Here is a 25781-nt window from a genome sequence, read left to right on the forward strand (position 1 = left end):
CAGTTTGGAGTAACACGTCTCATTCCGAAATATCAAAGAACTTTGGGCGGCTCGACGCAGAGTATTTTCGACCTGAGTTCATTTCGAGTGACCGGACCCTATCGAAAATCCCAAATTTAGCACTGCACCAAATAGCAAAGAGAATTGATGTTGGCCATGTTGGTTCGATGGTTAAGCACTATCGCGATGATGGCATATTAATATTGCAGACGCAGAACGTAAAAGAATTTTTTCTCGATCTAAATCATTCGATTAGAATAACGCCCGAGTTCCACTCAAGGCTTGAAAAATCCAAAATAAGAAGAGGCGATATTCTAATCGCGCGAAGCGGATCATTTGGCTCAGCATCAATATATCTCGAAGAAGAGATCATAAATTCTGCAGATATCATTATCGTCGACATTGACGACCTAAAGGGGATTGATCCTCTCTTTCTTGTGGCATTTATGAACTCGCGCCTGGGTTCAACGCAACTGGTGAGATTTGCTAGCGGTGGCGTACAAGGGCATGTGAATCTCACTATACTCGAGCACTTTAAAGTCCCGATCTTGGATTGGGGTTGTCAAAAAGAAGTATCGAGGCTTGTGGAGACTGCTTATGCCGCCTTGAGGGCCAGCGGAGTTCTTTTCCAACAAGCCCACGATTTGTTGGTTTCTGAGTTGGAACTGCAAGCTTTGAAATTCGAAAGGCCAGTCGGTTACACCACGACTTTTAGCGCGCTTGAGTTATCGCTTCGATCCGATGCGCAACACTACCAGCCGAGGTTCGCCGAGCTAACTTCGCATCTCTCGAGATTCCCCACACGACGCGTTCGGGACGTTCGGCGCCTTAATCGCCGAGGCATCCAACCCGTCTATGTCGAAGACGGGACTCATGCGGTCGTCAACAGCCAGCACCTCGGCCCGAAACACATCAACTACGATGGCCTGCAGCGGACGACTGAGAAGCTGTTCAATGCTGCACCGGAAGCGCACATCCGGAAGGACGACCTGCTGATCTACACCACCGGCGCGTACATCGGCCGCACGAACGTCTATCTGGACGATACGCCGGCATTCGCCAGCAATCACGTCAACATCCTGCGCCTCTCTCCCGATATCGACCACGCCTACATGGCGATGGTCTTTCAGTCCGTCATCGGTCAGTTCCAGACCCAGAAACACGCGCGCGGCAGCGCCCAGGCCGAGCTCTATCCTGCGGACATCGACAAGTTCGTCGTGCCCTTGCTGCCCAGCGAAAAGCAGCGGGAAATCGGAGACCTGGTTCGTGAGAGCCTCGCCCAGCAGAGGGAGTCGGCCCGGCTTCTCGAGCAAGCCAAGGCACGCGTCGAACAGTTGATCGAGGAGGCAGTGGCGGCATGAACCTCTCGACGGAAGACAAACGCCTGCTCGAGGAACTGTGCGAACAGCACGGGGTCAACCCGGACAAGGTGGTCAAGCTGCTCGACACCGTCCGCGACTATGAATTCAAGGAGCGCCGCACCGGGGTGTATGACGCGCTGCGCGAGATCCTTAAGTCGTCGTCCGGGAGTGCGCCATGACGGACGGGTCCGAGGTCGATCGCTATGTGAAGGACCCGAGCCTGTTGCTGGAGCTCTGCCAAGAGGTCATCGAACGCCTGGACGCCGGGACGGAAGCCGACGACACCGCCGCCATGGAGGCGCAGCTGCGCGAGATCGCGAAGGCGATCAACAAGCTCGACAAGATCGGCGTCGCGGTACCGGACGCGCTGCGGGCCGAGAAGACACGGCTTGCCGCCGCCCTCGGTGTCAATGCCGAAGCCGTGCAGGTCCTCAATCACCTCACCGACGAACTGGAGGAGCTGCTGAAGGGCCTGACGGCCCGTCTCGGCCGCACTTCGGAAGGTGATACGACGAAGAAGCCGCGCGCGAAGCGCTCGCGCTCTCCGAAAACGCCCAATTCCACACTCCGCGAGCTGATCGTGGAAGCACTCCGGCACCACGGTGGATCCTGCCACAAGAACGACGTGCTGCAGTACATGGAGGAAAAGCTGCAGGGCAAACTGCTGCCCGGCGACATGGAATGGCGCGAGACGACGAGGGACCACGCCTGGCAGAACAACGCCTGCTGGGAACGCTACCAGATGACCAAGGATGGCGTTCTCAAGACGGGTTCGCCCCGAGGTAGCTGGGAGCTGAGTGAGGACCACGCATGAGATTCGTCAAGCTGACCATCGAGAACTACAAGTCCTTTCAGTTCGCGACCGAGATCCCCTTTCCGTCAGATGGCGAGGGGCGCAGCATCTTCCTGATCGGCGGGATGAACGGGGCCGGAAAGACCTCGATCATGGAGGCCATCAACTTCTGCCTCTATGGCGCGAAAGCGGACACGATCTTTCGCAACATCAATCGCCGGGAAAAGGCTAAGGGGAACGCAAACGTCGTTTTCGAGCTGGTCATGGAAATGGACGAAGGATCCGAGCTGATCGTCAAACGGTCCTGGAGCGCCGGTGCCGTCGTCGACCCAAGGCCCAAGGATCTGAGCGAACGATTGGTCGTTGTTCGAGACGGCAAGCGCGTGTCAGTCCAGAACCAGGAAATCTGGCAGGACTTCATCCGCGCTGCTATCCCGCCGGGGATCACCCAGTTTTTCTTTTTCGACGGTGAAAAGATTCAAGAGATCGCAGCGGACGACCATTCGGAAGTCCGCCTGAAGTCGTCCCTCGAGGCGGCGTTGGGCATTCAGAACATAAACCGACTGGCGTCTGACCTTGCGTACATCAAGCAGGAGGAGCGCAAGGGGTTCGTCGAGATTTCCGACGAGGATCTTGAATTCAAGCAGAGCGAGTTGAAGAAGGAAAAGAGCAAGCTCACGCGGAAAAACAACGAGCGCGCCGACCTACAAGGTGAACTTGCGGGCTTTAAGGAGCAACTCTCCGACGCAAAGAAGCGCTTCAAATTTACCTTCCAAAGCGAACCCGAGACCCGCGACGCCATGCGGGAACAAGAGAAGCGGCGGATCCAGGCGACGAACCGCCTCACTCAAGTCGAAAATGAAATCCGAGCTCTGTGCGAGAAGTCTCTTCCCTTCTCCCTCGCTGGAAAGTTGTTCGATGGACTCCGGCAGCAAATCGACAAGGAACGCGAGTCCGCGACTGGAGCAGCCATCAAGGAGAACGCTGCTGAATTGGCTAAGCGACTCGTTCGTGTCGTCGAGGAGCCGGAACCGATCTACCGAGAGCAGCTCTCTCCGGAAAAAATGATAGAGTTAGAGAGCCGCATAGTTCGTTTGCTGAAAGAAGGAGATGGTAGGGGTGATGTAACAAAGATTCTCGACCTTTCAGACCGCGACGTGGCGCGCGTACTTAATCAAATGGAAAACCTCGAGCGAAGCGAAGTCTTCCTCATTCAGCCTCTCATTGAAGAAAAGAGGCAGCTCGAATCTCAAGTGCGAACGCTTGAAAGCAAGAGTGCCCTCGGAGCAATGACCGAGTCTGAGCGGGAACTATTTGAGCAGCTGCAGGGAGAGATGGAAAGCTGTTCAACTCAGATTGGTCGAAAAACGGAACAGCTACGCATCCTAGAGGAAGAGATCATCGCGCTTGAGAAACGAATTCGCGACATAGAGATTGAGATCGAGAAGCTCTACGAGAAGCACAACGTCTCAAAGGAGAAGGCGGAGTACATTCAGGAGTGCGACTCCATTGCGAGTGTGCTCAACCAGTTCATGGTTCGTCTGCGAAAAAACAAGGTGCATCTTCTCCAGGAAAAGACTTTCGAGATGTATCGGCTTCTATCGAGCCGAAGCGGATTGATCAAGGACCTGACCATTGACGACAAAACTTACGAAGTTCGCATACGCGATCGGAATGGGCATGAGATAAAAAAGTCTGGACTGTCTGCGGGCGAGAAAGAAGTTTTTGCTGTTTCCCTTTTATGGGGGCTCGCTCAGACGAGTCAGCTCAAATTACCAATAATCATTGACACGCCGCTTTCCCGTTTGGATAGCACGCACCGCGACAACATTGTGAACCACTATTTCCCGAATGCAGGCGATCAGGTCGTTATTCTCTCAACTGACACGGAGATCGACACGAATTACTACAGGAGCCTTGAGCCCCACCTGAGTGGTGCGGGCTGCCTCGACTTCGACCAAAGGCAAGAGCTTACTACCTTTAGATCCGGGTACTTTTGGGAGAGATAGTCCGTGGCTGATCGACTCTATACCTCAAGTGAGGCTGATGAAATTTTGAGCGCCCTCCGGTTCGAGACAAAACTGGAGAAGGTAACCCTTGCCAGAATGGCATTTGCGCTGTCGGTTGCAAAGATCGGCAAGGATGTTCCATCGAGCCCAAATTTCAGTGGCGGCGAGATGAAAAGGCCAACTTTTTTTGCTGATGATGAAGCGTTTGTACGGGCGCTTCTATCATACACTTACAAAAAGCCCGATCTCAGTGAAGATGAACTGTTTTCCAATCGCGCTCTCACGAAGAACCACATCGACCACGGAGCATCTCTGTTAAACGACCTGTTTCAGTCGTGCGGGCGCAGCGGCGATGGCCTCATCTCCGCTCTTGTAGAGAAGGTGGAATTCTCAGGTCGCAGGGAGAATTTTGGGCACGGACTGGAAATATTTATTGGGCGCACGCTCTTGCAGCGAAACGAGTTGGTGATGGAACTGAACAACACGTCGCGACATGCCAACTCACACTTGGCGATCATGGGCAAGCCTGGCGTAGGAAAGACACAATTTCTTTTAAAGCTGCTGGCTGATATTCGTATCCAGTCGAATTTCCAAACCAACTTTATCTACTTTGATTACAAGGGTGACGTGGTTGATAACGAAAACTTTGCGAGCATTGCAAAGGTTCAGCCATATCGACTTTTGCAGACGGGTCAAAGCCTGCCAATAAATCCGTTCGTTCTGCCTTCGTATGACGATCAAAATATAAACATTTCTGCGCGGGAAAAGGCCGAAAGCTTTGCCTCAATTAACGCTAAGCTAGGTGTCGTTCAGAAAGGGGCGCTGACTGAGGCCATTAGGGCTGGATACGCGAAGCGCGCAGGGTCCTCGGCTCCATATCCCGACTTTCAGGACATTCTAGAGATTGCAGTTGCTGCCTATGAAGAAGATAGCAAGAAAGATGACAGCCTCATTGAGGTGCTGCGTGATCTTTCCGACTTCGACCTCTTTTGGAAGCACGGAAGCGAATCCCCTCCAATTGAGAGAATTTCCAATCGCACTCTGATAATTGATGTACATGCTATGCCAGTCCTGAAGGAACTAGTGGCGTATCTTGTCATTGAAAGATTGTACAAAGAGATGGCGCACATGCCGGACAGTCCAGTCATCGATGGGAGGCGAACTATTCGGAGTATCTTGGTCATTGATGAGGCGCATAATTACTTGAGTCAAAAGAACATTTTCCTTCAGAGAATTATTCGCGAGGGTCGCTCGAAGGGGGTTGTGGTTTTTTTCGCAAGCCAATCGCCGAACGATTACCAGCAAGAATTCTTCAATTTTCAAGAACTTCTTGAGTTCGCCTATATTTTTCAATGCGAGGGTGTGAGTGCCAATTCTGTGCAAAAGATTCTTGGGTGTAGCAACAAAACAGCAAAAGACCTTCAAACTGAAATCGCTAGGCTAGAGCCTTGGCAGGTGGTGAGTCGAAGCACCGACAAGACCGAGGAGTTTGTGAAGTTCGAGGCCGAGGCCTTTTACAAGACATACTGACTCGGACTGACCGTTGCTTCTATCCCTCCGTAACCGAGGAAGGGGTCAACCCGCAGGATGCGTGGTTAGACGCCAGTACCATTCGGGTGCATATGACCGGCGCGTCCATGATCGCGGACGGGCAAGCGTACCGAGGTGCCGAGAGGATGGTGCCCAAATTCATCGGCAACGCGATGAAGGGCGGCAGGTACGCGACAGATGGCGTCACCACCTATTACGGCGATGATCTGCTGGAATCGGTGAACCCATGGCAGGTGCTGACGACAACGGTGGGCTTCACCCCTGCCGAGGTCGCGGAACGCTACGCGGTGAACAACCGCCTCAAGCTGAAAGAGAAGCGCATCACAGATCGCCGGAAGGACATCATGCGCGAGGTCGGGGATGCGATGCGGGCTGGCAAGCCCATTTCGCCGGCATCGGTCGACAAGATTCGGGCATTCAACCGTGAATGGCCGGAATACCCGATCACGACCGCGAGCATCAGGCAATCCGTTCAGTCGCGGAACCGGGCCAGCCAGCGCAACGAGTTCGGCGTTGCCCTGAACCCGAAGCTGAATGACCGCCTGCGCGCCGAGCGCGCGCCCATGGTCTACAACTAAAAATGTAACCTGCGCCGGTATGGATTGGCGCAGGCTTCTGATGTAGCGTCATAAAAAGCCCCTCAAACTGGATGCCGCCCATGAAAACGCTGGTTCTCTCGATCGTCGCCGCATGTCTGGCGCTGCCCTCGATCGCGCATGCGCAAGCGGTCAAAAGCTGCACCGAATGGCAGGAGGCGGCGAAATATGCGATGGAAATGCGTCAGTTGGGCGTTCCTCAACGCGAGGTTTTGCAAACCGCCGTGAACGCGATGCAGGAGGTCGGCGGCGAACCGCATGAAATCGACTTTCTCAAGCAGATCGTTTTCAACGCTTTTCGCAAACCTGTCGAGCGTTCCGAGCGCGGCGCTGAGGCCGCCACCATCGAATACGGCGAGGAAATCTTAACGCTCTGCGCGCCTCATCTTCGCTTGTGATCTGAGGCTTCGAGCCCGCTAGATATTGAGTGTCGGCGCTGGTATGGTGCCGACATGGCTGCATAGGACGTGCGCCCTGGTTTCAAACCCATGGTGATCCTATGCCCGACATTCCTGATACCGTTGCCGATTCCCGCAACTGGAAGCCGCTTCCGGTCCCGACAGGGCCGGTAAACCTGATCTGTCAGGTTGCTCCCATCCGCATCACGTTCAAGGCCGCGCCCTCGGGTGGATTTATCCTTCCGGTGGGCAAAGCCCTTCGCCTCAAGGCTGGCGATGCGGGCCATATCAAGGCTGCGGAGGCGCTTGGCGGCGTCGCAGTGTTCGAGGCGTTCGGCTGATGCTGCTGAACGGTTATGATCCGATCTGGTCGGGCTGGCCCCCGCTCGGCCCTATCTCGGCTGGCGCGCCTGATCCAACCCCATGTGGGTCGAGGGATACATCGGCCCGAGGGGCACTCGGACCCGGTTCCTGAACCTTGATGACCCCTACCCTTGGCTGCAGGGCTTCCAGCCGAAGGGCGAGAGGGCGCTTCCGACCACCCGGCTGGGGGTCAACGTGTGGTGGAATGACAACGCGCTCGAGGTCACCGCAGGCAACTTCACCATCCACGGCGGGCTGGCCTATCTGTCAGTGCCCGATGACCTGACCCGCATGCGCCTGATGAAGCATCTTCTGGGGGTGGTGCCGTGACCGGCGGCGGGAGCGATGAACCGCGTCCCGCTGGACCTGTTAGGAAACTTGCTCGGGGGCCAATCCTGACAGGGACGGAAAAATTTCTGTGCGGAAGCTAGTGCACTTTTGTGCGGAAGCTAGCGACCCGCAACACAAAGGGCTCTACGCGTCTGAAATCGACCTAGCCAAAGAGCTGATGAAGCCATCCGTCAGCACGCTAGGAAATCCGAGAAGCCCCTAATCCTGACAGGGACGAAAAAATTTCCGTCGCAAAGCTAGTGCACTTTTGTCGCAAAGCTAGCGACCCGCAACACGCTGAAATCAAAGCTGTCGGATCAGACATGGCACAGCCCTTTACAGCTGGCAGCGGTCTGATTCCGTGCTATCGAGAGCCATGCCGGAACGATGTGAATTGGGTCACATTTCGGGGCACAATTCGGGTCACGGCCTTGCGCTAAGTCATTGATTTTGCGTGCAGCGCTAGTAATAGTGGCGGACAGTGAGGGATTCGAACCCTCGAGACGGTTCCCCGCCTACACACTTTCCAGGCGTGCGCCTTCGACCACTCGGCCAACTGTCCGTCGGGTTCGTCTAGCGCGCCCGACAGGGGGGCGCAAGACGGGCTTTTGTCAAAGTTTAGAAATACGTTTCTGCAGCTCTGCCAGCTGTTTGCGGATTTCGTCCATGTCGCCGCTGTCCTTGGCGGACTTGGGTGGAGTGGTGCTTCCGTCGTCGCTCTCGCGCTCGGGCCCACTGCTGCCTGCGCTTGGCCAGCCGCTGGTCATTGCCTTGAGAAACATCTGCTGCTGACGCTGAAGCGCCTCGAAGCCAGGCATCGACGACATAGGATTCGGAAAGGTCGACAGATTTTCCATCAGCTTCGACTGACCGTCGCGCAGCATCTCGAAACTGGCGGCCAGGAACTGCGGCACGACGGATTGCGCCTGTGTGGTATAGCTGCGGACAAGATCGGTCAGCACCTCGATCGGCAGGACGTTCTCTCCCCTGCCCTCATGCTCGGCAATGATCTGGAGCAGGTACTGCCGGGTCAGGTCATCACCGGATTTGAGATCGACGATCTTGACCTGACGGCCTGCGCGAATGAAGCCAGCGATGTCTTCAAGCGTGACGTAATCGCTCGTCTCGGTGTTGTAGAGGCGACGGCTGGCGTAGCGCTTGATGAGAAGGGGGGACGTGTTTTCGGCGTCAGCCATGGCTCCTCCGGGCAATGCATATGCAGCATGATGGGAAAACCGTCGCAGAATTGCAAAGAAAATCCGCTGCATCATCACGTCAGGCCGCGAGATGTCAGCAGCCGGATCGGGCATGGAGCAGTTCTTGCGCCCCTCTTCCAAGGGCTACCGATTGCCGGCTGAAAATCTACGGCTGCCTGATAGGCAGAAGAACCAGATCCGGAAGCGTGAGACGGCGAAGCGAAATCGCCTTGCATGCCGGTAGCAGCCTTGCCCCGTCCGAGATGGCGGCTCTACCTTCGATGTCACCGCTCGGAATCCATGTCGGGTCGCCAGACGCTCGCTCGCGCCTTGCCGCTGCGTTTTGCTTGATAGAGCGCGCGGTCCGCATCCTCCAGCATTCCTGCGACGCCGGGCTGAGCATAATTGCGCGAATCGCTGAAGCCGATGCTGGCCGAGATCCGGGCGCGGTAAGGACTGGCAGCGGTCATCTTTTCGATGCCGTCGATCAGTCTTCGACCAAGCTGGCCCAACTCATGCGTCGCGGGCGGCAAGGGGAAAAGGATCACGAACTCATCCCCACCGAAACGCGCGACCGAGTCGCCGGCCCGTGTTTCGCGCCGCAATGCCTCGGCAACGGCCTGCAGGATCTGGTCGCCGAAGGCGTGGCCCAGCCGGTCGTTGATCTGCTTGAAGCCGTCAAGATCGATCTGCGCCACCACATAGGGCACTTTCGAGCCTTGGTTCGAGACCTGCTCGAGCGCCAGTTCCATGCCACGGCGGTTCAGAAGCCCGGTCAGAGGATCGGCCATCGCATGCGCCTGAGCGACGCGGCGCGCGCATTCCAGACGCGTATTGACCCGGACGAGTTCTCCCATCGCGGCGCGGTTCGCCTCGAACAGGAAAAGAAGCTCCATAGCTAGTTCCGAGGGGGCAAAATCCGCGTCCGTCAAACCAAAACTGCCAACCGCATCTGCCAGCCCAACCCCAAATCCAAGGTTGAGAAGGCACATCCGATTGCCTAGACTCACGCCATGCCCGCGCAGGACGGTGTCTGGCTGTTTGTTGAGGCGCAGGAACACACGCTGCCCCCTACGAAGATGGATCAGATCGACCGGGAATTGCCCAGGATCGGCGTCGTTCCCGGTGATGGTGAAGGCGTCTTCAAAATGCTCGGCCGTGCCGATGAGTTTGCGCAGAGTTAGCCCCGCCGAAAGGATTGCACCGCCCTCATCCAGAGCAAGATGCATGGGCAAGAGAACGGTCAGAGCCCCGAATTCGACATCGGGCAATGGCACCCTCATGTCCCGATCGCCCTTGGCCAGGCGTAGGAGAGGTGAAACGGCCGGTTGGATCCATGGTCGATCAGCGCGATCCGCAAGTCGATCCCACCCGCCTCATGGCCGATCAGCGCCAGCGCACCATAGTCATCCGCCATGCCGCGCAAGGCACCGCTGAGCACATGGCCCCAGCCTGCGGGCAGGCTTTCGGTGTCGATCCGATACCAGCCATGCCCCTGCCGCAGGACGCGGATGGCCGGAATATTCAGCGCGGGAAGGATCATCTTGGCGCGGCCGTGCAGCTCATTCAGGGACAGGACGAACTCGCCATAATCCGATCCGCTGAACCGCAGCAGGCGCCGGATAGGCTCAAGCCGGACCAGCCAGCCGCCCAGATCCTCGAGTAATTCGCTGAGCGGTTTGTGCAGCCTGCGCGAGGCGCATTGCGCGACCCGCCGCGTCTCTCGGCTGCGGGGACGGTTGCTGCTGATGAAGGCCAGCGGGTCTATGGCCGCTTTCAGGGCGATATCGCCCCAGATCTCGTCGCCATAGCTATCGCGCAAGAACCCCTCCAGCGCGCGATTGATCAGCGATTGCATCCCGGCCTCTGGCATCCGATGAACTCAGCCTTGAATAGCGTGTTGCGGTCGGATTCGCGACCACCATGTCCGAAGATTTTTCTTTAATTACAGCGCGCTTTTTCGCTGGCGCAGCCCACAGGCGCTGGCCGCCCACGTCTCGCTGACTGCGCAGCCGCGTTCCGTCCGCAGCAGCGACCACAGATTGCGCGCCGCTTTGGCGCAGGCCGGGTGGATCAAGCACCGTGCATTCGCCGGAAAGCCCGGTCAGGGGCTTGTTGGCCACGACGATCATACCGCGATCACAGGGAAGCTTCGCGGGATCGGCAGCGCGGCCGGTGGCGTGAAGAATGCGCAGCTTCTGCCCCCCGATCTCAAGTTCGACCTCACGCAGATTGGCCGCTCCGGTCCAGGCGGGACGCAGTGCCGCTGTCTGCTGATCGGCGCCGTCTCCGTCCGCTTCCAGCCAGTTCGTCACCGCATAGCTGCCCCCTCGGGCCTTCGAAGGCGCTCGCCCCTCAGGCGTCATCACGCCAACCGCGTCCCCCTCGGCCGAAATGAGGACAAGCGGGCGGTTCGCCATGGTCCAGACCACCGCCGCCCCCGCCAGAAGCGCCACGGCCAGACCCAACCTGCAACGCGCTAGCACCGAGGCCAGATGTGCGCGCCCCAGCGGCGTCAGCGCCAGCAGCATCCCCCCTGCCCCCATCAGCGGCAGAACCACCGGAGGCGGTGCCGCGATCAGGGTTACCGAACCGCCCAGCGAGGCGACCCATGCGGCGATCATCAACATCCAGTCGGTGCCCATCCCCATCACCCGCAGCGGAATACCGGCCAGCCCGATCGGCGCCAGCAGCGCGGCGATGACGCCCGCAGGCATCACGATGGCCCCCATGACCGGCACGACCAGCATGTTCGCCAGCAGCCCATATTGGGACATGCGCCCGAAATGTGCCGCCGCGATGGGCGAGGTCACCATGCCCGCCACGAAGGACGACATCACCAGCATGGCCACCGGCCGCAGCAGCCAGTGCAGGCGCTGGCTGGTCGCGGTCCAGGGACCAGCGGCCAGAATCAGGCCGACCGTCGCGGCAAAACTCATCTGGAAACCGGCATCGACCAGCGCCTCGGGCGCATAGGCCAGGATGCAGACCGCCGCGACCGAGACCGTCCGCAGCGAGATCGCGCGCCGGTCGCAAAGCACCGCGCAGAGCATGATGGCCACCATGATGAAGGACCGCTCGGTCGCGACCCCGCCACCCGAGAGCCACAGATAGGCCGCCGAGGCGAGGATCGCCCCGCCCGCCGCGATCTTGTGGACGGGCCAGCCCGAGACCGGCAGCACCAGTTGCGCCAGCACGGCCACTAGCCGCAGACCCGCATAGATGAACCCCGCGAGCATGCTCATATGCAGGCCCGAGATCGAGATGATGTGGTAAAGGTTCGAGGCGCGCATCACGTCATTGGTGCTCTCGATGATGCCCGAGCGGTCGCCCGTCATCAGCGCCGAGGCCACCGCGCCGCTTTGCCCGCCGATCTGATCCTGCATGGCCTGCGACATCTGCATGCGCAAACGGTGAAGCGAGAGGACGCCGCCTTCCTCGGGCGCTGCCACCGTCATCACCGGGTTGCGCGAATAGCCGATGGCGCCGAGGCCGCGAAACCAGGCGCTGCGGCGAAAGTCGAAACCGCCCGGCTCGGACGGGCCGCCGGGCGGGCCAAGATGGCCGGTCAGCATCACCCTTTGGCCGGGTTGGGGCAGTTCATCCTCTTGCAGAAGCGAGATCTGGACCTTCCGGGGCGTCCGCGCCGGAGCCATGTCGCGCAGGACGACCTGATCCAGCAGCAGCCGCATCCGGTCCCGGGACGAGCGGTCGATGCCCACGACCCGCCCCTCGATGGGGCCGTAATAGCGAAACTCCAGCACCGGGGCCGCGACCAGATGGGCGCGCCCGCCGATCAGCAGAACGCCCCCGGCGATCAAGGCCAGCGCCATGCCGCAAAGCCGCAGCCAGTCGGCGTGGTCCCAGCCGATCCGGCCCCGCTCGGCCCAGCGGGGCGCACGGATGACGACGGCCAGCACCGCCACCGCGAAGGCGGCGACAGCCATATAGAAGACCAGCCCCGGCTCTTCCTTCAGCGACAGCCAGCCACCGATTCCAAGCGCCATCCAGAACGGCACCCAGGGCAACATCCCCGAGCGCCGCGCAACCGGCGACCGCGCCGCCGATCGGCTGCGGGAAATCGCGCCCTGCAGGCCGCCAGCACGGGATCTCGCCGCGGGTGCCGTCACGGAAACTTGTCCTTTCGCTGCGCCTTGAATAGATATGCGCTGGAATTTGGCACGTTCTCCTTTCCAAAGGATTAACGCGGCCCTCCACGTCCTTAAAAATCGAAGCCCTCAGGATAGCATGACCGAATCTCGTCCCGTCGTGACCCGTTTCGCCCCTTCTCCGACCGGATACCTGCATATTGGCGGGGCACGGACGGCGCTTTTCAACTGGCTCTATGCCCGTGGCCGCGGCGGGAAATTCCTGCTGCGGATCGAGGATACCGACCGCGCCCGCTCGACCCCCGAGGCGACCGAGGCCATCCTGAAGGGCCTGACCTGGCTGGGCCTTGACTGGGACGGAGAGCCGGTCAGCCAGTTCGCCCGCAAGGACCGCCATGCCGAGGTTGCGCGCGAGATGCTGGCGAATGGCACGGCCTATAAATGCTTCTCGACGCCCGAGGAAATCGAGGCGTTCCGCGAGGCCGCGCGCGCTGAAAACCGCAGCACGCTGTTCCAGAGCCCCTGGCGCGACGCCGATCCCGCGACCTATCCGGATGCGCCCTATGTGATCCGCCTGAAAGCGCCGCGCGACGGCCAGACGGTCGTGCATGATGCCGTGCAGGGCGATGTCACCTTCGGGAACGACCAGCTGGACGATATGGTGCTGCTGCGTTCGGACGGGACGCCCACTTATATGCACGCGGTCGTCGTCGACGATCACGACATGGGCGTGACCCATATCATCCGGGGCGACGATCACCTGACGAACGCCGCCCGCCAGATCCAGATCTTTGCTGCCATGGGCTGGGAGATCCCGGTCTTTGCCCATATCCCGCTGATCCACGGACCGGACGGGAAGAAACTGTCGAAGCGTCACGGTGCTGTCGGATTGCAGGAATATGCCTCGATGGGCTACCCGGCCTCGGCAATGCGGAACTATTTGGCCCGGCTGGGCTGGTCGCATGGAGATGATGAGCTGTTTGACGATGCGCAGGCCCTGGAATGGTTCGACCTGCCCGGCATCGGCAAGGCCCCTGCCCGGCTGGATTTCAAGAAGCTCGAGCATGTCAGCGGCCACCACATCGCCCAGATGCAGGACGGTCCCCTGATGCAGGAACTGGACGCGTTTCTGGCCGAAACCGGGGCCGCACCGCTGACGGATATCCAGCGTTCGCGCATCGAATCCGCGCTTTCGGTGCTGAAGGCGAAGGCCAAGACCCTGCCCGCGCTGCTGGAGCAGGCCCACTTCGCGCTGATCGAACGTCCGGTGCAGATCGAGGAGAAAGCGGCAGCCTCACTCGATTCAGTATCCCGTGGTATACTATCTGAATTGACTGCTGCATTGCAGAATGATAGTTGGAATCGCGACGAACTAGAGGCTGCGGCCAAGCAGATTGGCGAGTCGCACGGGTTGGGTCTGGGCAAGGTCGCAGCGCCTCTTCGCGCGGCGCTGGCGGGCCGCAGTTCCACCCCCAGCGTGTTCGATATGATGTTGGCACTTGGCCGCGAAGAAGCGTTGGCCCGGCTGCATGATCAGGCGGGCTGACCGCCCGTACCCATCCTTCGGCCATCAGGGTCGAAGACAGGTGAAAGGAAACACCGTATGGCAGATAAATCTGCAAAGCTGAGTGTAAACGGGCAGGACGTCGATCTGCCGATCCTTACCCCGACTGCTGGCCCGGATGTTCTGGATATCCGCAAACTGTACGGCCAGGCAGGTGTGTTTACCTATGACCCCGGCTTCACGTCGACCGCATCCTGCGACTCGACCATCACCTATATTGACGGTGATCAGGGCGAGCTGTGGTATCGCGGCTACCCGATCGAGCAGCTGGCGGCGAAATCGAACTATCTCGAGACCTGCTATCTGCTGCTTTACGGCGAACTGCCCAACCCCGCGCAGATGGCCGATTTCGACGCCCGTGTGACCCGTCACACGATGGTGCATGAACAGATGCACAACTTCTATCGCGGCTTCCGTCGCGATGCGCACCCGATGGCAACCATGGTCGGCGTCGTCGGCGCCATGTCGGCCTTCTATCACGACAGCGTCGACATCAATGACCCCGTCCAGCGCGAGGTCGCCTCGATCCGCCTGATCGCAAAGATGCCGACCATCGCCGCGATGGCCTATAAATACTCGATCGGCCAGCCCTTCGTGTATCCGGACAACGAACTCGATTACGCGTCGAACTTCCTGAAGATGTGCTTCTCGGTACCGGCCGAGAAATACACCGTCAACCCGGCGCTGGCGAAAGCCATGGACCGCATCATGATGCTGCATGCGGATCACGAGCAGAACGCCTCGACCTCGACCGTGCGTCTGGCCGGTTCGTCCGGGGCGAACCCGTTTGCCTGTATCGCGGCGGGCATCGCCTGTCTTTGGGGTCCGGCCCATGGCGGCGCCAACCAGGCGGCGCTGGAGATGCTGCGCCAGATCGGCAGCGTCGACCGCATTCCCGAATATATCGCGAAGGCGAAGGACAAGAACGATCCCTTCAAGCTGATGGGCTTCGGTCACCGCGTCTACAAGAACTTCGACCCGCGCGCGAAGGTCATGAAGGAATCGGCGGACGAGGTGCTGGACCTGCTGGGCTTCCACAACAACCCGACCCTTCAGGTTGCCAAGGAGCTGGAGAAGATCGCGCTGGAAGATCCCTATTTCATCGAGAAGAAGCTTTACCCGAACGTCGACTTCTATTCGGGCATCATCCTTGAGGCGATGGGCTTCCCGACCTCGATGTTCACGCCGATCTTCGCGATCTCGCGTACCGTGGGCTGGATCGCCCAGTGGAAAGAGATGATCGCCGATCCGCAAAACAAGATCGGTCGTCCGCGCCAGCTTTACGTCGGCGCAGACCGTCGCGACTATGTGGACCTGAAGTCCCGCTAAGACGCGACCGAATGGCAGACACGGCCCCGGATCCGTTTCCGGGGCCGTTTTCATATGCGCAGGACATCCTGACGCGGCCCGATCTGCTTGAGCGGGCTTGCGCGACTGCGACAGGGGTGCGAAAGCGGGCTCATGACAGAGATGAACAAAATCGCGCTGATCACGGGCGCTTCACGCGGCCTTGGTGCCGCATTGGCCGAGGCGCTTGCGGCGCGCGGCTGGCATATTCTGGCGGTCGCCCGCACGACCGGCGCGCTGGAGGAACTCGATGACCGCATCCGCGCGGCGGGCGGCTCGGCCACGCTGGTGCCGATGGATGTCTCGAACCCCGAGGCGATGGTCCAGATGGTCAAGGCCGTGGGCGAGCGGTGGGGCGGCGTCGATCTTTGGGCGCATACGGCGATCCATGCAGCCCCCCTGTCGCCGGTTCCGCATATCGACGCCAAGGATTTCCAGAAATCGGTCGACCTGAACCTGGTGACGACGCGCGGCTTGATCGGGCTGATCGAGCCCTTGCTGCGCGGCCGTGACGGCACGGCGCTGTTTCTGGACGATCCCCGTGCCGGGCAGAAGTTCTTCGGCAGTTACGGCGCGACCAAGGCGGCGCAGATCCTGCTGGCCCGCAGCTGGCAGGCCGAAAGCGAAAGCATCGGCCCCCGCGTCGTCATTGCCACGCCCGAGCCCATGCCGACCGCCACCCGCGCCCGCTTCTTCCCCGGCGAGGATCGCGAGAAGCTGTCGCCCTGCAAGACCGAGGCCGAGCGCATCCTGTCCGAGATCGCGGGCCTCTAGGCCCGCGCACCCCTTTGCTTCAGCGCGCCAGCGTCAGCAGCCGGTCGATGTCGACATGCGCTTCAAGGTGTTCGGCCAGCCGGTCCAGCACCGCCTCGACATCCGCGCCATAGCTCAGCGCCGAGACAGCCCCGAATTGCGCAAGCCATGCAGCGCGAAACCCGTCCGATGAGAAGAGGCCGTGCAGATAGGTGCCCGCCACCCGGCCATCGGCGCTGATCGCGCCTTCAGGCCCCGGCAGATGGGCGAAGGGGCGCCGGCAATCGGGCCCCGAGGTGCGGCCCATATGGATCTCATACCCGTCGATGGGCTGGCCCAGAGCCTCGCCCGCAATCCGCACGGTACGCTTTTCGCCCGCCATCTGCGTCTCGACATCCAGAAGCCCAAGCGCCTCATCCTCTCCGGCCAGCCCGTCATGGCCTTCGGGGTCAAGGATTCGCCGCCCCAAAAGCTGGTAGCCGCCGCAGATCCCCAGCACATGGCCGCCGCGTCGCAGATGCGCCGCAAGGTCGATGTCCCAGCCCTGCGCGCGCAGGAAGGCCAGATCGCCCCGCGTCGACTTCGACCCCGGCAGGATCACCACATCGGCATCCCCCGGCAGAGGCTGCCCCGGCGGCACCATCGTCAGCCGCACGCCCGGCTCGGTCGCCAGCGGGTCGAGATCGTCGAAATTGGCGATTCGCAACAGCATGGGACAAGCGATGTGCAGGCGGCCTTCGCCCCGGCTGCGGCGCAGATCGACAGCATCCTCGGCCGGAAGGCGGGCGGCGTCGGAAAACCACGGCACCAGCCCCAGATCCGGCCAGCCCGTGCGCGCCGTGATGATCTGGCGGCCCTCATCAAACAGCGCAGGATCGCCCCGGAAGCGGTTGACGATGAACCCCTTTATCATCGCGGCATCTTCCGGATCGATGACCGACTGCGTGCCGACCAGCTGGGCAATGACGCCGCCCCGGTCGATGTCGCCCACCAGAATCACCGGCACATCCGCCGCCCGGGCAAAGCCCATATTCGCAATGTCACGAGGCCGCAGATTGACCTCGGCGGGACTGCCCGCACCCTCGACCAGCACCAGATCATGCGCCTGCCGCAGGCGGTTGAAGCTCTCCAGCACCGCCGTCATCAGCTGCGGCTTCAGACCCGCATAGTCACGCGCCGCCGCCCGCATGCGCGCCTGCCCCTGTACGACGACCTGCGCGGCGCGGTCGGTTTCGGGCTTGAGCAGGATCGGGTTCATATGAACCGAAGGCTCCAGCCCCGAGGCGCGGGCCTGCAAGGCCTGCGCGCGGCCGATCTCTCCGCCCTCGGGGGTGACGGCGGCATTGTTCGACATATTCTGCGGTTTGAAGGGTGCAACGCTGATCCCCCGCCGCAGCGCGGCGCGGCACAGGCCCGCCACCAGCAGCGACTTGCCCACATTCGAGCCCGTTCCCTGAATCATCAACGCCCGCATGGAAGCCTCCGCTTGCCTTCCCGTTCATGCGTGACTAGATAGGCGCGTCGCTGAATGAAAGGCCCCGTGGTGGAAAACGTCGTCCTTACCGTGCATCTGATCCTCGCAGTTCTGCTGATCGGTCTGGTGCTTCTGCAACGGTCCGAGGGTGGCGGACTTGGGATTGGCGGCGGCGGCGGTGGCGTCATGACCGGTCGTCAGGCCGCAAACGCCATGACCCGCCTGACCTGGATGCTGGCTGCGGGCTTCCTTGTGACCTCGCTGTCGCTGACGGTCATTGCCGCGCGCAACTCCAGCAATGGCTCGATCGCCGACCAGCTGGACCTTGGCGGCGCACCCACGCAAAGCCTGCCGGGCATCGGCGAATACGCTCCGCCTCCGGGCGCCGGCACCACCGCTCCGGCCCCTGCACCCGCTGCGGGCTCGCCCATCACGCCGCCCGGCGCAACCGCGCCCGCGACTGAAGCCCCTGCGGCTGAAGCACCCGCTGCGGCAACCCCGGCTCCGGCCCCTGCGGCTGAAGCTCCTGCCGAAGCCGCGACGCCCGAGCCTGCTCCGGCGACACCAGCCACGCCGGGCACCACCAACTGATACCATTCATAGAGGGTGCTTCGGCACCCTTTACCACAACTTGCGGTCCGTTGCGGCCACGGGAAAAAACCGTTATAGGTTTACTCCCGTGATACCGGTCAGATTCGGACCGCGATCAGCTATTAGATAGACATCACGGGGGCCTCCATGGCGCGTTACATTTTCATCACCGGCGGCGTGGTTTCATCCCTTGGCAAAGGCCTTGCCTCGGCGGCGCTTGGCGCGCTTCTGCAGGCGCGGGGCTATACGGTCCGTCTGCGCAAGCTCGACCCCTATCTGAACGTCGACCCCGGCACGATGTCGCCCTTCGAACATGGGGAGGTTTTCGTCACCGACGATGGCGCGGAAACCGACCTGGACCTGGGCCATTACGAACGCTTCACCGGCGTTTCCGCCCGCCGGACCGACTCCGTCAGCTCGGGCCGCATCTATTCGAACGTGCTGGAGAAAGAGCGGCGCGGCGCCTATCTGGGCAAGACCATTCAGGTCATTCCCCACGTCACCAATGAGATCAAGGACTTCCTCGCCGTCGGCGATGATGAGGTCGATTTCATGCTGTGCGAGATCGGCGGCACCGTCGGCGACATCGAGGGCCTGCCCTTCTTCGAGGCGATCCGCCAGTTCGCGCAGGACCGCCCGCGCGGCCAGTGCATCTTCATGCATCTGACGCTGCTGCCCTATATGGCCGCCTCGGGTGAGCTGAAGACGAAGCCCACGCAGCACTCGGTCAAGGAACTGCGCTCGATCGGGATTGCGCCCGACGTGCTGGTCTGCCGCAGCGAGCAGCCGATTCCGGAAAAGGAACGCGCCAAGATCGCGCTTTTCTGTAACGTCCGCCCCGATGCGGTGATCCCGGCCTATGACCTGAAGACGATCTATGAAGCGCCGCTGGCCTATCACAAGGCCGGGCTTGATCAGGCGGTGCTGGATGCCTTCGGCATCTCGCCCGCGCCGCGCCCCGACATGACCCGTTGGGAAGACGTGATGGACCGGCTGCAGAACGCCGAGGGCGAGGTCCGCATCGCCGTCGTCGGCAAGTACACCCAGCTTGAGGACGCCTATAAATCCGTGGCCGAGGCGCTGACCCATGGCGGCATGGCCAATCGCATCCGCGTCAAGGCCGAGTGGATCGACAGCGAGAAGCTGGAAGGCCCCGAAGGCCCGCATCTGCTGGACGGCTATGGCGGCATTCTGGTGCCCGGCGGCTTTGGCGAGCGTGGGACCGAAGGCATGATCTCCGCCGCGAAATACGCCCGCGAAAAGAAGGTGCCCTATCTGGGCATCTGTCTGGGCATGCAGATGGCGGTGATCGAGGCCGCGCGCAACATGGCGGGCATTCCCGACGCGGGCTCGGAAGAGTTCGACCATGAGGCGGGCCAGAAACGCTTCACGCCGGTGGTCTATCTGCTGAAGGAATGGATCCAGGGCAATTACAAGGTCCAGCGCAAGCTCAGCGACGACAAGGGCGGTACCATGCGTCTGGGCGCCTATACCGCCTCGCTGAAGCCCGACACGCTGATCTCGCAGGTCTATGGCGGCGCGCTGGAGATCGAGGATCGCCACCGTCACCGCTATGAGGTCGACGCGACCTACAAGGACCAGCTGGAAAAGGCCGGGCTGACCTTCTCGGGGATGAGCCCGGACGGACGCCTGCCCGAGATCGTCGAGATCGACGGCCACCCCTGGTTCATCGGCGTCCAGTTCCACCCGGAACTGAAGTCGAAACCCTTCAGCCCCGCGCCGCTTTTCGCCGATTTCGTGCGCGCCGCGAAAGAGGCCGAGCGGCTGGTCTGACGCCCGCCTTGGGCGGGCTGGCCCTTACGGAACGGTTGGCGCATAGTGGCCCTGTTGGAGGGTTCCATGCGTCTTCTACTTGCCCTTTTTCTGCTCGCCACCCCGGCGGCTGCCGATGCGCCGATCTTCGTGATCGACCAGACGCAGCTGCCCTTCGACCTTGGCCCCGGTGCGCCCGCGAATGCCCCGGCGCGCGCCGCGAATTCGCCCAATGCTGCGGCGAATTCCTCGGCAAGCTCGGCCAACAGCGGATCAAGCTTTGCCAATTCGCCACGCAATCCGGCGAATGAAAAGCGGCTGATCTTCACCGCCGAGGGCAATGTTCTGGGCTATTACGCGCCCAACAACAGCGGCACGCTGAACCTCTTCGACGTGAACGGCAAGCGGGTCGCCTATCGCCCGCGCGGCTCGAAAAGCCTGTTCTCGAACGACGGGCGCTGGTGCGGCACGGTCGCGAGCAATCAGGGCGGCGGCTTTGCTTTCGGCATTATTCAGGGCTGCGCGGGCCTTTTCTAGGCAAAATGCGCTGGCCGCGCCCGGTTTTGGGCCGCTTTAACCACATTGTCACAATCGGGGATTACACCGCCGCCAACCGTCAGGAGATCAGGACGCAATGAACGACGCACCCAAGGATTGGTTCCAGGCGGAACTGCAGGAAACGCTGGACGAAGATATCGAGATCGAGCTGGAGGACGCGGTCCTCTCGCAAGAGATCGCCCGCATCTATCGCGGCAGCCACCCCCATCAGATGGACCGCGCGACCTATTTCCGGGAATTGCTGCGGCTTCAGTCCGAACTGATCCGGTTGCAGGACTGGGTCAGCTATCACAAGGAAAAGGTCGTCGTCATTTTCGAGGGCCGCGACAGCGCCGGAAAGGGCGGCGCGATCAAGCGCATCACCCAGCGTCTGAACCCGCGCGTCTGCCGCGTGGTCGCCCTGCCCGCGCCCTCGGACCGCGAAAAGACGCAATGGTATTTCCAGCGCTACGTTCCGCACCTGCCCGCCGGGGGCGAGATCGTCCTCTTTGACCGCAGCTGGTACAACCGCGCCGGCGTCGAGCGGGTGATGGGCTTTGCCACCGAAGATCAGGTCGCGCAGTTTTTCGACGACGTCCCGGAATTCGAACGCATGCTGCTGCGCTCGGGCATCCGGTTGGTGAAATACTGGTTCTCGATCACCGATGAGGAACAGCAGATGCGCTTTCTCATGCGCATCCACGACCCGCTGAAACAGTGGAAACTGTCGCCGATGGACCTGCAATCCCGCGTCCGCTGGGAGGATTACACCTATGCCAAGGAAGAGATGTTCGAGCGCACGAACATCCCCGAAGCGCCCTGGTACATCGTCCCCGGCAATGACAAGAAGCGCGCGCGGCTGAACTGCATCTCGCACCTCCTCGACCAGATCCCCTACGAGAATGTGCCCCATGAAGAGGTCGCCCTGCCCGACCGCATCTTCAACCCCGACTATGAGCGCGAGATCCTGCCGCACGACCTTTACGTGCCGCAGAAATACTGACGCATCACGGCCCGAGACCGGCCTGCAGGGCATCCCGCCTTGCAGGTCGCCCCTTCCCCTACGGAACCCTGTGGGCGCGATTTGCCCGGAAAATTTTGCTAGATCACCAGTTTCTTCACTTGTTAATGGCACCAGCGCATCTATGATCGCCCCATGTTCCGTAATCTTCTCAGCCGCCTTTTTTCCGACGAACCGCAGCCCTCGGCCCTGAACAGCCAGGATAGCGAAGTCGCCATCGCCGCCCTGCTGGTGCGCATCGCCCGCGCAGACGACCATTATGGCAAGGCCGAGATGCAGCGCATCGACGAGGTGCTGATGCGTCGGCGCAATCTGGACGCCTCGCAGGCCGCCGAGCGCCGCGCCGCAGCCGAGATGATCGAGGCCGAGGCCCCCGATACCGTCCGCTTCACCCGCCACATCAAAGAGCGCATCTCGCTGGAGGATCGCATCGGCGTCATCGCCGCGATGTGGGAAATCGTCTACGCCGATGGCAAGCGCTCGGCCAGTGAAGAGACGCTGGTGCGTCTGGTCGCAGGCCTTCTGGGCATCCCGGATCGCGATTCGGCGCTGGCGCGTCAGGGCGTGCTGGCCAGCATGGGTCTGGAATAGCTCATTCTGGTTCGCAGGCCCCGCAGGGACCCAACGAAACCATTGCATTCCCGCCATAAATATCGCCTCATGACGGCATGATGACGAACGCCGAAACGCCCCTTTCCCCACCGGATGCGACATCCGTGATCGAGGTTCAGGACCTCTATAAATCCTACGGGAATCTTGAGGTTTTGAAGGGCGTCAGCCTGCGCGCCCCGCGCGGCCATGTCATCAGCCTGATCGGTTCTTCCGGATCGGGCAAATCCACGCTTCTGCGCTGCTGCAACCTGCTGGAGGACAGCCAGTCCGGCGAAATCCTGTTCGAGGGCGAGCCGGTGCGCTGGAAAAAGACCTCCTCCGGTCGGGTCGCGGCCGACCGCGCGCAGGTCACGCGGATGCGCACCAATCTGTCGATGGTGTTCCAGCAGTTCAATCTGTGGTCCCATCTGACCGTCCTGCAAAACGTGATGGAGGCTCCGGTCACCGTGCTTGGCCGCAGCCGGGCCGAGGTCGAGCCTCGGGCCCGCGAACTTCTGGCCAAGGTGGGCATCGGCGACAAGGCCGACGCCTGGCCCGCACAGCTTTCGGGGGGCCAGCAACAGCGCGCGGCCATCGCCCGGGCGCTTTGCATGGAGCCGAAGGCGCTGCTGCTGGATGAGCCCACCAGCGCGCTTGACCCCGAACTGCAGCAGGAGGTCGTGAAGGTCATCAAGGCACTGGCCGCCGAGCATCGGACGATGCTGCTGGTGACCCATGACATGCGGCTGGCCGCCGATGTCAGCGATCACGTCGTCTTCCTGCATCAGGGCCGGATCGAAGAACAAGGCCCACCCGCACAGCTTTTCGGCGCGCCAAAGACCGAACGTCTGTGCCAATTCCTGAGCGCCAGCATGGCGCCTCAGGCTTAAGAACCCGCGCGGCCCAAAGCCGCCCGAAGAAGACCAACAGGAGAGCCAAAGAATGAAAAAACTGATCCTCGCCGCCACCGCAATCGCCCTGACCAGCGGCGCCGCCATGGCCGCACCCGTGCGCATCGCCACCGAGGGCGCCTACCCTCCCTACAACCTCGTCAATGACCAAACCGGTCAGGTCGACGGGTTCGAGGTCGAGCTGGGCAATGAGCTGTGCAAGCGCGCCCAGCTGGAATGCACCTGGGTCAAGAACGACTGGGATTCGATCATCCCGAACCTGGTTTCGTCGAACTATGATGCGATCATGGCGGGCATGAGCATCACCGAGGAACGCAAGAAGGCCGTGTCCTTCACGCAGGCCTATTACCCGCCGAACCCCTCGGCCTATGCGGCCCCTACCGCCGACACCAATGTCGAGGCGGGCGTCGTCGCGGCGCAGACCAACACCATTCAGGCGGCCCATGTGGCCGAAAGCGGCGCGACGCTGCTGGAATTCGCCACCCCCGACGAAGCCGTTGGCGCGGTCCGCAACGGTGAGGCCGAGGCCGTCTTTGCCGACAAGGACTTCCTCGTTCCGATCGTCGAGCAGTCGGGCGGTGCCATGGTCTGGGTCGAGGGCAAGGATGACATCCCGCTGGGCGATGGCATCGGCATGGCCGTGCGCCAGTCCGACACCGAGCTGAAGGACAAGTTCGACGCCGCCATCAAGTCGATGAAAGACGATGGCACGCTGAACACGCTGTCGAAGAAGTGGTTCGGCGAAGACGCCCTGCAGTTCTGACATGAAACTTGCCCCGTCCGTTTCCGGGCGGGGCCAGCAGGTGCCCGATGTTCGCTTACTGCGCTGATCCCAAGTCGCTCGAAGGGCTGGAATGGCTGTCGTGTTATCTCACGTCGGGCGCCCATCGGCTCTTTTATCTGTCCTTCGGCACGGTCATCCTGCTTTTGCTGATCACCGCGCCGGTGGCGCTTTTGTTTGGCTTCGGCGGTGCCATGGCCTCGCGCTCGCGCTTTGCGCCGCTGCGCTGGTTCGGGCGCATCTACACCTCGATGGTGCGGGGCGTGCCGGACATCATCTTCTTCCTGTTCGTGCCGATTGCGCTGGATCAGGCGTTCGAATGGCTGCGCGCCAAGGTCTATTGCGACCCCTCGGTCCCGATCCGGCAGGGCAATGAGTTTCTGGTCTGCCCGGCTGCCAAACTGCCGCTTTCAACCGCGCCGGAATGGATCCATCAGGCCTATGGCATCACGCTGGCAGTCATCGCGTTTTCGGTCGTGTTCGGGGCCTTCGCGGCGAATGTGCTTTACGGCGCGATGAATGCCGTGCCCCGCGCCCAGCTGGAAACGGCCGAAGCCTACGGCATGTCGCCCCGGCAGGTGAACCGCCGCATCCTGATCCCGCAGATGTGGACCTATGCGCTGCCGGGCCTGTCGAACCTGTGGATGATCCTGATCAAGGCCACGCCCCTGCTGTTCGTCCTGGGGGTCGAGGATATCGTCTATTGGGCGCGCGAGCTGGGCTCGTCAAAGACCAATGCCTATGCCTATCCGCATCCCGACTGGCGGCTTTACTATTTCCTGGGGATTTTGGTGTTCTATCTGCTGATGACCTGGGGGTCCGAGCGTGTCTTCGCCCGCATCCGGCGCCGCCTGTCCTCGGGTCAGGCCACCGCCGCCGGTGAGGCGATGCGAAAGGCCCCGGCATGAACCAGTGCATCGAGACCATCCAGAACTATGCCCTGCGCTCCATCGGTCTGGGCGAGCGGATGTTGCCCCGCAGCGACTTCACGCTGTGCGAACAGGTCGTGCTGATCGGCTCGGGCCTGATCTGGAACATCTATTTCGCCACGCTGGCGCTGTGCTTCGGCTTTGTCCTTGCCAATGCGCTGGCACTGGCCAAGGGCTCGCGCAACCCGTTCCTGCGCCGCCCGGCGGAGGCCTTCATCTTCCTGTTCCGTGGCAGCCCGCTGTTTATCCAGTTCTTCCTGGCCTATGAGGCACTGGTCATGCTGCCGCGCGCGGGCTTCGAGATTTTCGGGCTGACCATCCACACCTCATGGATGACCAAGGCCTGGGCCGGGGCGCTTCTGGTCCTGACGCTGAACACCGCCGCCTATTCGGCCGAGATCTTTCACGGCGCGCTGCGCAACGTCCCGAAGGGCGATCTGGAGGCCGCCGACGCCTATGGCCTGACCGGCTGGCCGCGCTTTCGCCGCATCGTCTGGCCGATCAGCATGCGTCTGGCCTGGCCCGCCTACACGAATGAGGCGATCTTCCTGTTTCATGCGACAACGCTGGTCTTTTTCTCGGGCTTCCCCGCGTTCCAGCAGAAGGGCGATACGCTTTATTACGCCAGCTATCTGGCCGACAAGACCTTCAACCCCTTCGTGGCCTACCCCATCGCGGCGGTCTATTTCATCATTATGACCCTGTGCCTCATCGGGCTTTTCGGGATCATCAACCGGCGTCTCAACCGCCACATGCCCGGCGCGGCAGCGAAGATCCGCTACCGGCCCAATCTTGTCAGGTGA

At 61.3% G+C, this 25781-nt stretch carries 26 protein-coding genes and 1 tRNA gene; 21 read left to right on the forward strand and 6 right to left on the reverse strand.

All coding sequences use genetic code 11. The annotated features are described in order from the left end of the window. The first annotated feature begins 167 nt into the window (after window positions 1-167). The 9 genes from IQ24_RS18475 to IQ24_RS18515 all read left to right on the forward strand — a co-directional run bounded on the left by IQ24_RS18475 (window position 168) and on the right by IQ24_RS18515 (window position 7401). Window positions 168-1361, forward strand: a complete 1194-nt coding sequence (locus tag IQ24_RS18475) for a restriction endonuclease subunit S (RefSeq protein WP_158637569.1) — start codon at window positions 168-170, stop codon at window positions 1359-1361. Beyond that, the gene (locus tag IQ24_RS18480; RefSeq protein WP_145399774.1) at window positions 1358-1540 is read left to right on the forward strand and encodes a DNA modification system-associated small protein; all 183 of its coding nucleotides are present in this window, start codon (window positions 1358-1360) and stop codon (window positions 1538-1540) included. Before IQ24_RS18475 ends, IQ24_RS18480 begins: the two co-directional genes overlap by 4 nt. Then, a complete protein-coding gene (locus tag IQ24_RS18485) occupies window positions 1537-2175 on the forward strand; it encodes a ubiquitin family protein (protein WP_145399776.1) in 639 nt (212 codons plus the stop codon). Before IQ24_RS18480 ends, IQ24_RS18485 begins: the two co-directional genes overlap by 4 nt. After that, window positions 2172-4163 carry a DNA sulfur modification protein DndD gene (gene dndD, locus IQ24_RS18490; RefSeq protein ID WP_145399777.1) on the forward strand — a complete coding sequence of 664 codons (1992 nt, stop codon included), beginning with the start codon at window positions 2172-2174 and terminating at the stop codon, window positions 4161-4163. Before IQ24_RS18485 ends, dndD begins: the two co-directional genes overlap by 4 nt. 3 nt (window positions 4164-4166) lie before the next feature. Then, a complete protein-coding gene (locus IQ24_RS18495) occupies window positions 4167-5693 on the forward strand; it encodes a DndE family protein (RefSeq protein WP_145399779.1) in 1527 nt (508 codons plus the stop codon). A gap of 92 nt (window positions 5694-5785) precedes the next feature. After that, window positions 5786-6292, forward strand: a complete 507-nt coding sequence (locus IQ24_RS18500) for a PLxRFG domain-containing protein (protein ID WP_145399780.1) — start codon at window positions 5786-5788, stop codon at window positions 6290-6292. 80 nt (window positions 6293-6372) lie between these two features. Continuing rightward, window positions 6373-6708, forward strand: coding sequence for a hypothetical protein (locus IQ24_RS18505; RefSeq protein WP_145399782.1), 336 nt, complete (start codon window positions 6373-6375; stop codon window positions 6706-6708). 101 nt (window positions 6709-6809) lie between these two features. Then, window positions 6810-7049, forward strand: coding sequence for a hypothetical protein (locus tag IQ24_RS18510; protein WP_145399784.1), 240 nt, complete (start codon window positions 6810-6812; stop codon window positions 7047-7049). Between the two features lie 82 nt (window positions 7050-7131). Beyond that, window positions 7132-7401, forward strand: a complete 270-nt coding sequence (locus IQ24_RS18515) for a hypothetical protein (RefSeq protein ID WP_145399688.1) — start codon at window positions 7132-7134, stop codon at window positions 7399-7401. A 472-nt stretch (window positions 7402-7873) separates the two neighbouring features. On the opposite strand, the gene IQ24_RS18520 is transcribed toward IQ24_RS18515, so the two are convergent. The 5 genes from IQ24_RS18520 to IQ24_RS18540 form a co-directional block, all read right to left on the reverse strand. After that, window positions 7874-7963 (reverse strand) — tRNA-Ser (locus IQ24_RS18520). A 49-nt stretch (window positions 7964-8012) separates the two neighbouring features. Continuing rightward, window positions 8013-8597, reverse strand: a complete 585-nt coding sequence (gene phaR, locus IQ24_RS18525) for a polyhydroxyalkanoate synthesis repressor PhaR (RefSeq protein WP_145399886.1) — start codon at window positions 8595-8597, stop codon at window positions 8013-8015. 284 nt (window positions 8598-8881) lie between these two features. After that, window positions 8882-9880, reverse strand: a complete 999-nt coding sequence (locus tag IQ24_RS18530; protein WP_145399785.1) for a GGDEF domain-containing protein — start codon at window positions 9878-9880, stop codon at window positions 8882-8884. Next, window positions 9877-10455 carry a heme NO-binding domain-containing protein gene (locus IQ24_RS18535; RefSeq protein WP_158637570.1) on the reverse strand — a complete coding sequence of 193 codons (579 nt, stop codon included), beginning with the start codon at window positions 10453-10455 and terminating at the stop codon, window positions 9877-9879. Before IQ24_RS18535 ends, IQ24_RS18530 begins: the two co-directional genes overlap by 4 nt. Next, window positions 10409-12628: a ComEC/Rec2 family competence protein gene (locus IQ24_RS18540; protein WP_145399789.1), complete on the reverse strand. Its 2220-nt coding sequence runs from the start codon at window positions 12626-12628 to the stop codon at window positions 10409-10411. The genes IQ24_RS18535 and IQ24_RS18540 overlap by 47 nt, the downstream gene beginning before the upstream one ends. Before the next feature lie 217 nt (window positions 12629-12845). On the opposite strand from IQ24_RS18540, the gene gltX reads away from it, so the two are divergent. The 3 genes from gltX (at window position 12846) to IQ24_RS18555 (ending at window position 16391) form a co-directional block, all read left to right on the forward strand. Next, window positions 12846-14252: a glutamate--tRNA ligase gene (gene gltX, locus IQ24_RS18545; RefSeq protein WP_145399790.1), complete on the forward strand. Its 1407-nt coding sequence runs from the start codon at window positions 12846-12848 to the stop codon at window positions 14250-14252. Between the two features lie 57 nt (window positions 14253-14309). Beyond that, window positions 14310-15599, forward strand: a complete 1290-nt coding sequence (gltA, locus tag IQ24_RS18550; protein WP_145399792.1) for a citrate synthase — start codon at window positions 14310-14312, stop codon at window positions 15597-15599. A 141-nt stretch (window positions 15600-15740) separates the two neighbouring features. Further along, complete coding sequence (locus IQ24_RS18555) at window positions 15741-16391, forward strand: SDR family NAD(P)-dependent oxidoreductase (protein WP_145399888.1); 651 nt, start codon at window positions 15741-15743, stop codon at window positions 16389-16391. Between the two features lie 19 nt (window positions 16392-16410). Here IQ24_RS18555 and IQ24_RS18560 read toward each other — a convergent pair whose 3' ends face one another. Further along, entirely contained in the window at window positions 16411-17844 is a 1434-nt protein-coding gene (locus IQ24_RS18560) for a cobyric acid synthase (protein ID WP_145399793.1), read from the reverse strand. A gap of 54 nt (window positions 17845-17898) precedes the next feature. Between IQ24_RS18560 and secG the strand changes: the two genes are divergently transcribed. From secG to IQ24_RS18605, 9 genes are all read left to right on the forward strand, one after another. Further along, the gene (secG, locus tag IQ24_RS18565; RefSeq protein WP_242008336.1) at window positions 17899-18435 is read left to right on the forward strand and encodes a preprotein translocase subunit SecG; all 537 of its coding nucleotides are present in this window, start codon (window positions 17899-17901) and stop codon (window positions 18433-18435) included. A gap of 147 nt (window positions 18436-18582) precedes the next feature. Further along, on the forward strand, window positions 18583-20229 hold the full coding sequence (locus IQ24_RS18570) for a CTP synthase (protein WP_145399795.1): 1647 nt from the start codon (window positions 18583-18585) through the stop codon (window positions 20227-20229). A 66-nt stretch (window positions 20230-20295) separates the two neighbouring features. After that, window positions 20296-20745, forward strand: coding sequence for a hypothetical protein (locus IQ24_RS18575; protein ID WP_145399797.1), 450 nt, complete (start codon window positions 20296-20298; stop codon window positions 20743-20745). 97 nt (window positions 20746-20842) lie between these two features. Continuing rightward, window positions 20843-21748, forward strand: a complete 906-nt coding sequence (ppk2, locus tag IQ24_RS18580) for a polyphosphate kinase 2 (RefSeq protein ID WP_145399798.1) — start codon at window positions 20843-20845, stop codon at window positions 21746-21748. A 153-nt stretch (window positions 21749-21901) separates the two neighbouring features. After that, window positions 21902-22357 carry a tellurite resistance TerB family protein gene (locus IQ24_RS18585; RefSeq protein ID WP_145399800.1) on the forward strand — a complete coding sequence of 152 codons (456 nt, stop codon included), beginning with the start codon at window positions 21902-21904 and terminating at the stop codon, window positions 22355-22357. 80 nt (window positions 22358-22437) lie between these two features. Next, entirely contained in the window at window positions 22438-23247 is an 810-nt protein-coding gene (locus IQ24_RS18590; protein WP_145399801.1) for an ABC transporter ATP-binding protein, read from the forward strand. A gap of 52 nt (window positions 23248-23299) precedes the next feature. Next, the gene (locus IQ24_RS18595) at window positions 23300-24031 is read left to right on the forward strand and encodes a transporter substrate-binding domain-containing protein (RefSeq protein WP_145399803.1); all 732 of its coding nucleotides are present in this window, start codon (window positions 23300-23302) and stop codon (window positions 24029-24031) included. Between the two features lie 47 nt (window positions 24032-24078). Next, the gene (locus tag IQ24_RS18600; RefSeq protein ID WP_145399805.1) at window positions 24079-24957 is read left to right on the forward strand and encodes an ABC transporter permease; all 879 of its coding nucleotides are present in this window, start codon (window positions 24079-24081) and stop codon (window positions 24955-24957) included. Then, complete coding sequence (locus IQ24_RS18605) at window positions 24954-25781, forward strand: ABC transporter permease (protein ID WP_145399807.1); 828 nt, start codon at window positions 24954-24956, stop codon at window positions 25779-25781. Before IQ24_RS18600 ends, IQ24_RS18605 begins: the two co-directional genes overlap by 4 nt.

This window comes from Paracoccus sulfuroxidans (assembly GCF_007830335.1).
Classification (GTDB): domain Bacteria; phylum Pseudomonadota; class Alphaproteobacteria; order Rhodobacterales; family Rhodobacteraceae; genus Paracoccus; species Paracoccus sulfuroxidans.

What these genes read in the sequence shown, in the direction of transcription:
- ppk2 (WP_145399798.1), top strand. Translation starts at nt 20,843, where the DNA reads ATGAACGACGCACCCAAGGATTGGTTCCAGGCGGAACTGCAGGAAACG.
- dndD (WP_145399777.1), top strand. Translation starts at nt 2,172, where the DNA reads ATGAGATTCGTCAAGCTGACCATCGAGAACTACAAGTCCTTTCAGTTC.
- IQ24_RS18510 (WP_145399784.1), top strand. Translation starts at nt 6,810, where the DNA reads ATGCCCGACATTCCTGATACCGTTGCCGATTCCCGCAACTGGAAGCCG.
- IQ24_RS18515 (WP_145399688.1), top strand. Translation starts at nt 7,132, where the DNA reads ATGTGGGTCGAGGGATACATCGGCCCGAGGGGCACTCGGACCCGGTTC.
- IQ24_RS18590 (WP_145399801.1), top strand. Translation starts at nt 22,438, where the DNA reads ATGACGAACGCCGAAACGCCCCTTTCCCCACCGGATGCGACATCCGTG.
- IQ24_RS18570 (WP_145399795.1), top strand. Translation starts at nt 18,583, where the DNA reads ATGGCGCGTTACATTTTCATCACCGGCGGCGTGGTTTCATCCCTTGGC.
- IQ24_RS18485 (WP_145399776.1), top strand. Translation starts at nt 1,537, where the DNA reads ATGACGGACGGGTCCGAGGTCGATCGCTATGTGAAGGACCCGAGCCTG.
- IQ24_RS18480 (WP_145399774.1), top strand. Translation starts at nt 1,358, where the DNA reads ATGAACCTCTCGACGGAAGACAAACGCCTGCTCGAGGAACTGTGCGAA.
- IQ24_RS18500 (WP_145399780.1), top strand. Translation starts at nt 5,786, where the DNA reads ATGACCGGCGCGTCCATGATCGCGGACGGGCAAGCGTACCGAGGTGCC.
- IQ24_RS18560 (WP_145399793.1), bottom strand. Translation starts at nt 17,844, where the DNA reads ATGCGGGCGTTGATGATTCAGGGAACGGGCTCGAATGTGGGCAAGTCG.
- IQ24_RS18575 (WP_145399797.1), top strand. Translation starts at nt 20,296, where the DNA reads ATGCGTCTTCTACTTGCCCTTTTTCTGCTCGCCACCCCGGCGGCTGCC.
- IQ24_RS18475 (WP_158637569.1), top strand. Translation starts at nt 168, where the DNA reads ATGGTTAAGCACTATCGCGATGATGGCATATTAATATTGCAGACGCAG.
- IQ24_RS18595 (WP_145399803.1), top strand. Translation starts at nt 23,300, where the DNA reads ATGAAAAAACTGATCCTCGCCGCCACCGCAATCGCCCTGACCAGCGGC.
- IQ24_RS18505 (WP_145399782.1), top strand. Translation starts at nt 6,373, where the DNA reads ATGAAAACGCTGGTTCTCTCGATCGTCGCCGCATGTCTGGCGCTGCCC.
- secG (WP_242008336.1), top strand. Translation starts at nt 17,899, where the DNA reads ATGAAAGGCCCCGTGGTGGAAAACGTCGTCCTTACCGTGCATCTGATC.
- IQ24_RS18555 (WP_145399888.1), top strand. Translation starts at nt 15,741, where the DNA reads ATGAACAAAATCGCGCTGATCACGGGCGCTTCACGCGGCCTTGGTGCC.
- IQ24_RS18530 (WP_145399785.1), bottom strand. Translation starts at nt 9,880, where the DNA reads ATGAGGGTGCCATTGCCCGATGTCGAATTCGGGGCTCTGACCGTTCTC.
- IQ24_RS18585 (WP_145399800.1), top strand. Translation starts at nt 21,902, where the DNA reads ATGTTCCGTAATCTTCTCAGCCGCCTTTTTTCCGACGAACCGCAGCCC.
- IQ24_RS18535 (WP_158637570.1), bottom strand. Translation starts at nt 10,455, where the DNA reads ATGCAATCGCTGATCAATCGCGCGCTGGAGGGGTTCTTGCGCGATAGC.
- IQ24_RS18600 (WP_145399805.1), top strand. Translation starts at nt 24,079, where the DNA reads ATGTTCGCTTACTGCGCTGATCCCAAGTCGCTCGAAGGGCTGGAATGG.
- IQ24_RS18605 (WP_145399807.1), top strand. Translation starts at nt 24,954, where the DNA reads ATGAACCAGTGCATCGAGACCATCCAGAACTATGCCCTGCGCTCCATC.
- IQ24_RS18540 (WP_145399789.1), bottom strand. Translation starts at nt 12,628, where the DNA reads ATGTTGCCCTGGGTGCCGTTCTGGATGGCGCTTGGAATCGGTGGCTGG.
- phaR (WP_145399886.1), bottom strand. Translation starts at nt 8,597, where the DNA reads ATGGCTGACGCCGAAAACACGTCCCCCCTTCTCATCAAGCGCTACGCC.
- gltA (WP_145399792.1), top strand. Translation starts at nt 14,310, where the DNA reads ATGGCAGATAAATCTGCAAAGCTGAGTGTAAACGGGCAGGACGTCGAT.
- gltX (WP_145399790.1), top strand. Translation starts at nt 12,846, where the DNA reads ATGACCGAATCTCGTCCCGTCGTGACCCGTTTCGCCCCTTCTCCGACC.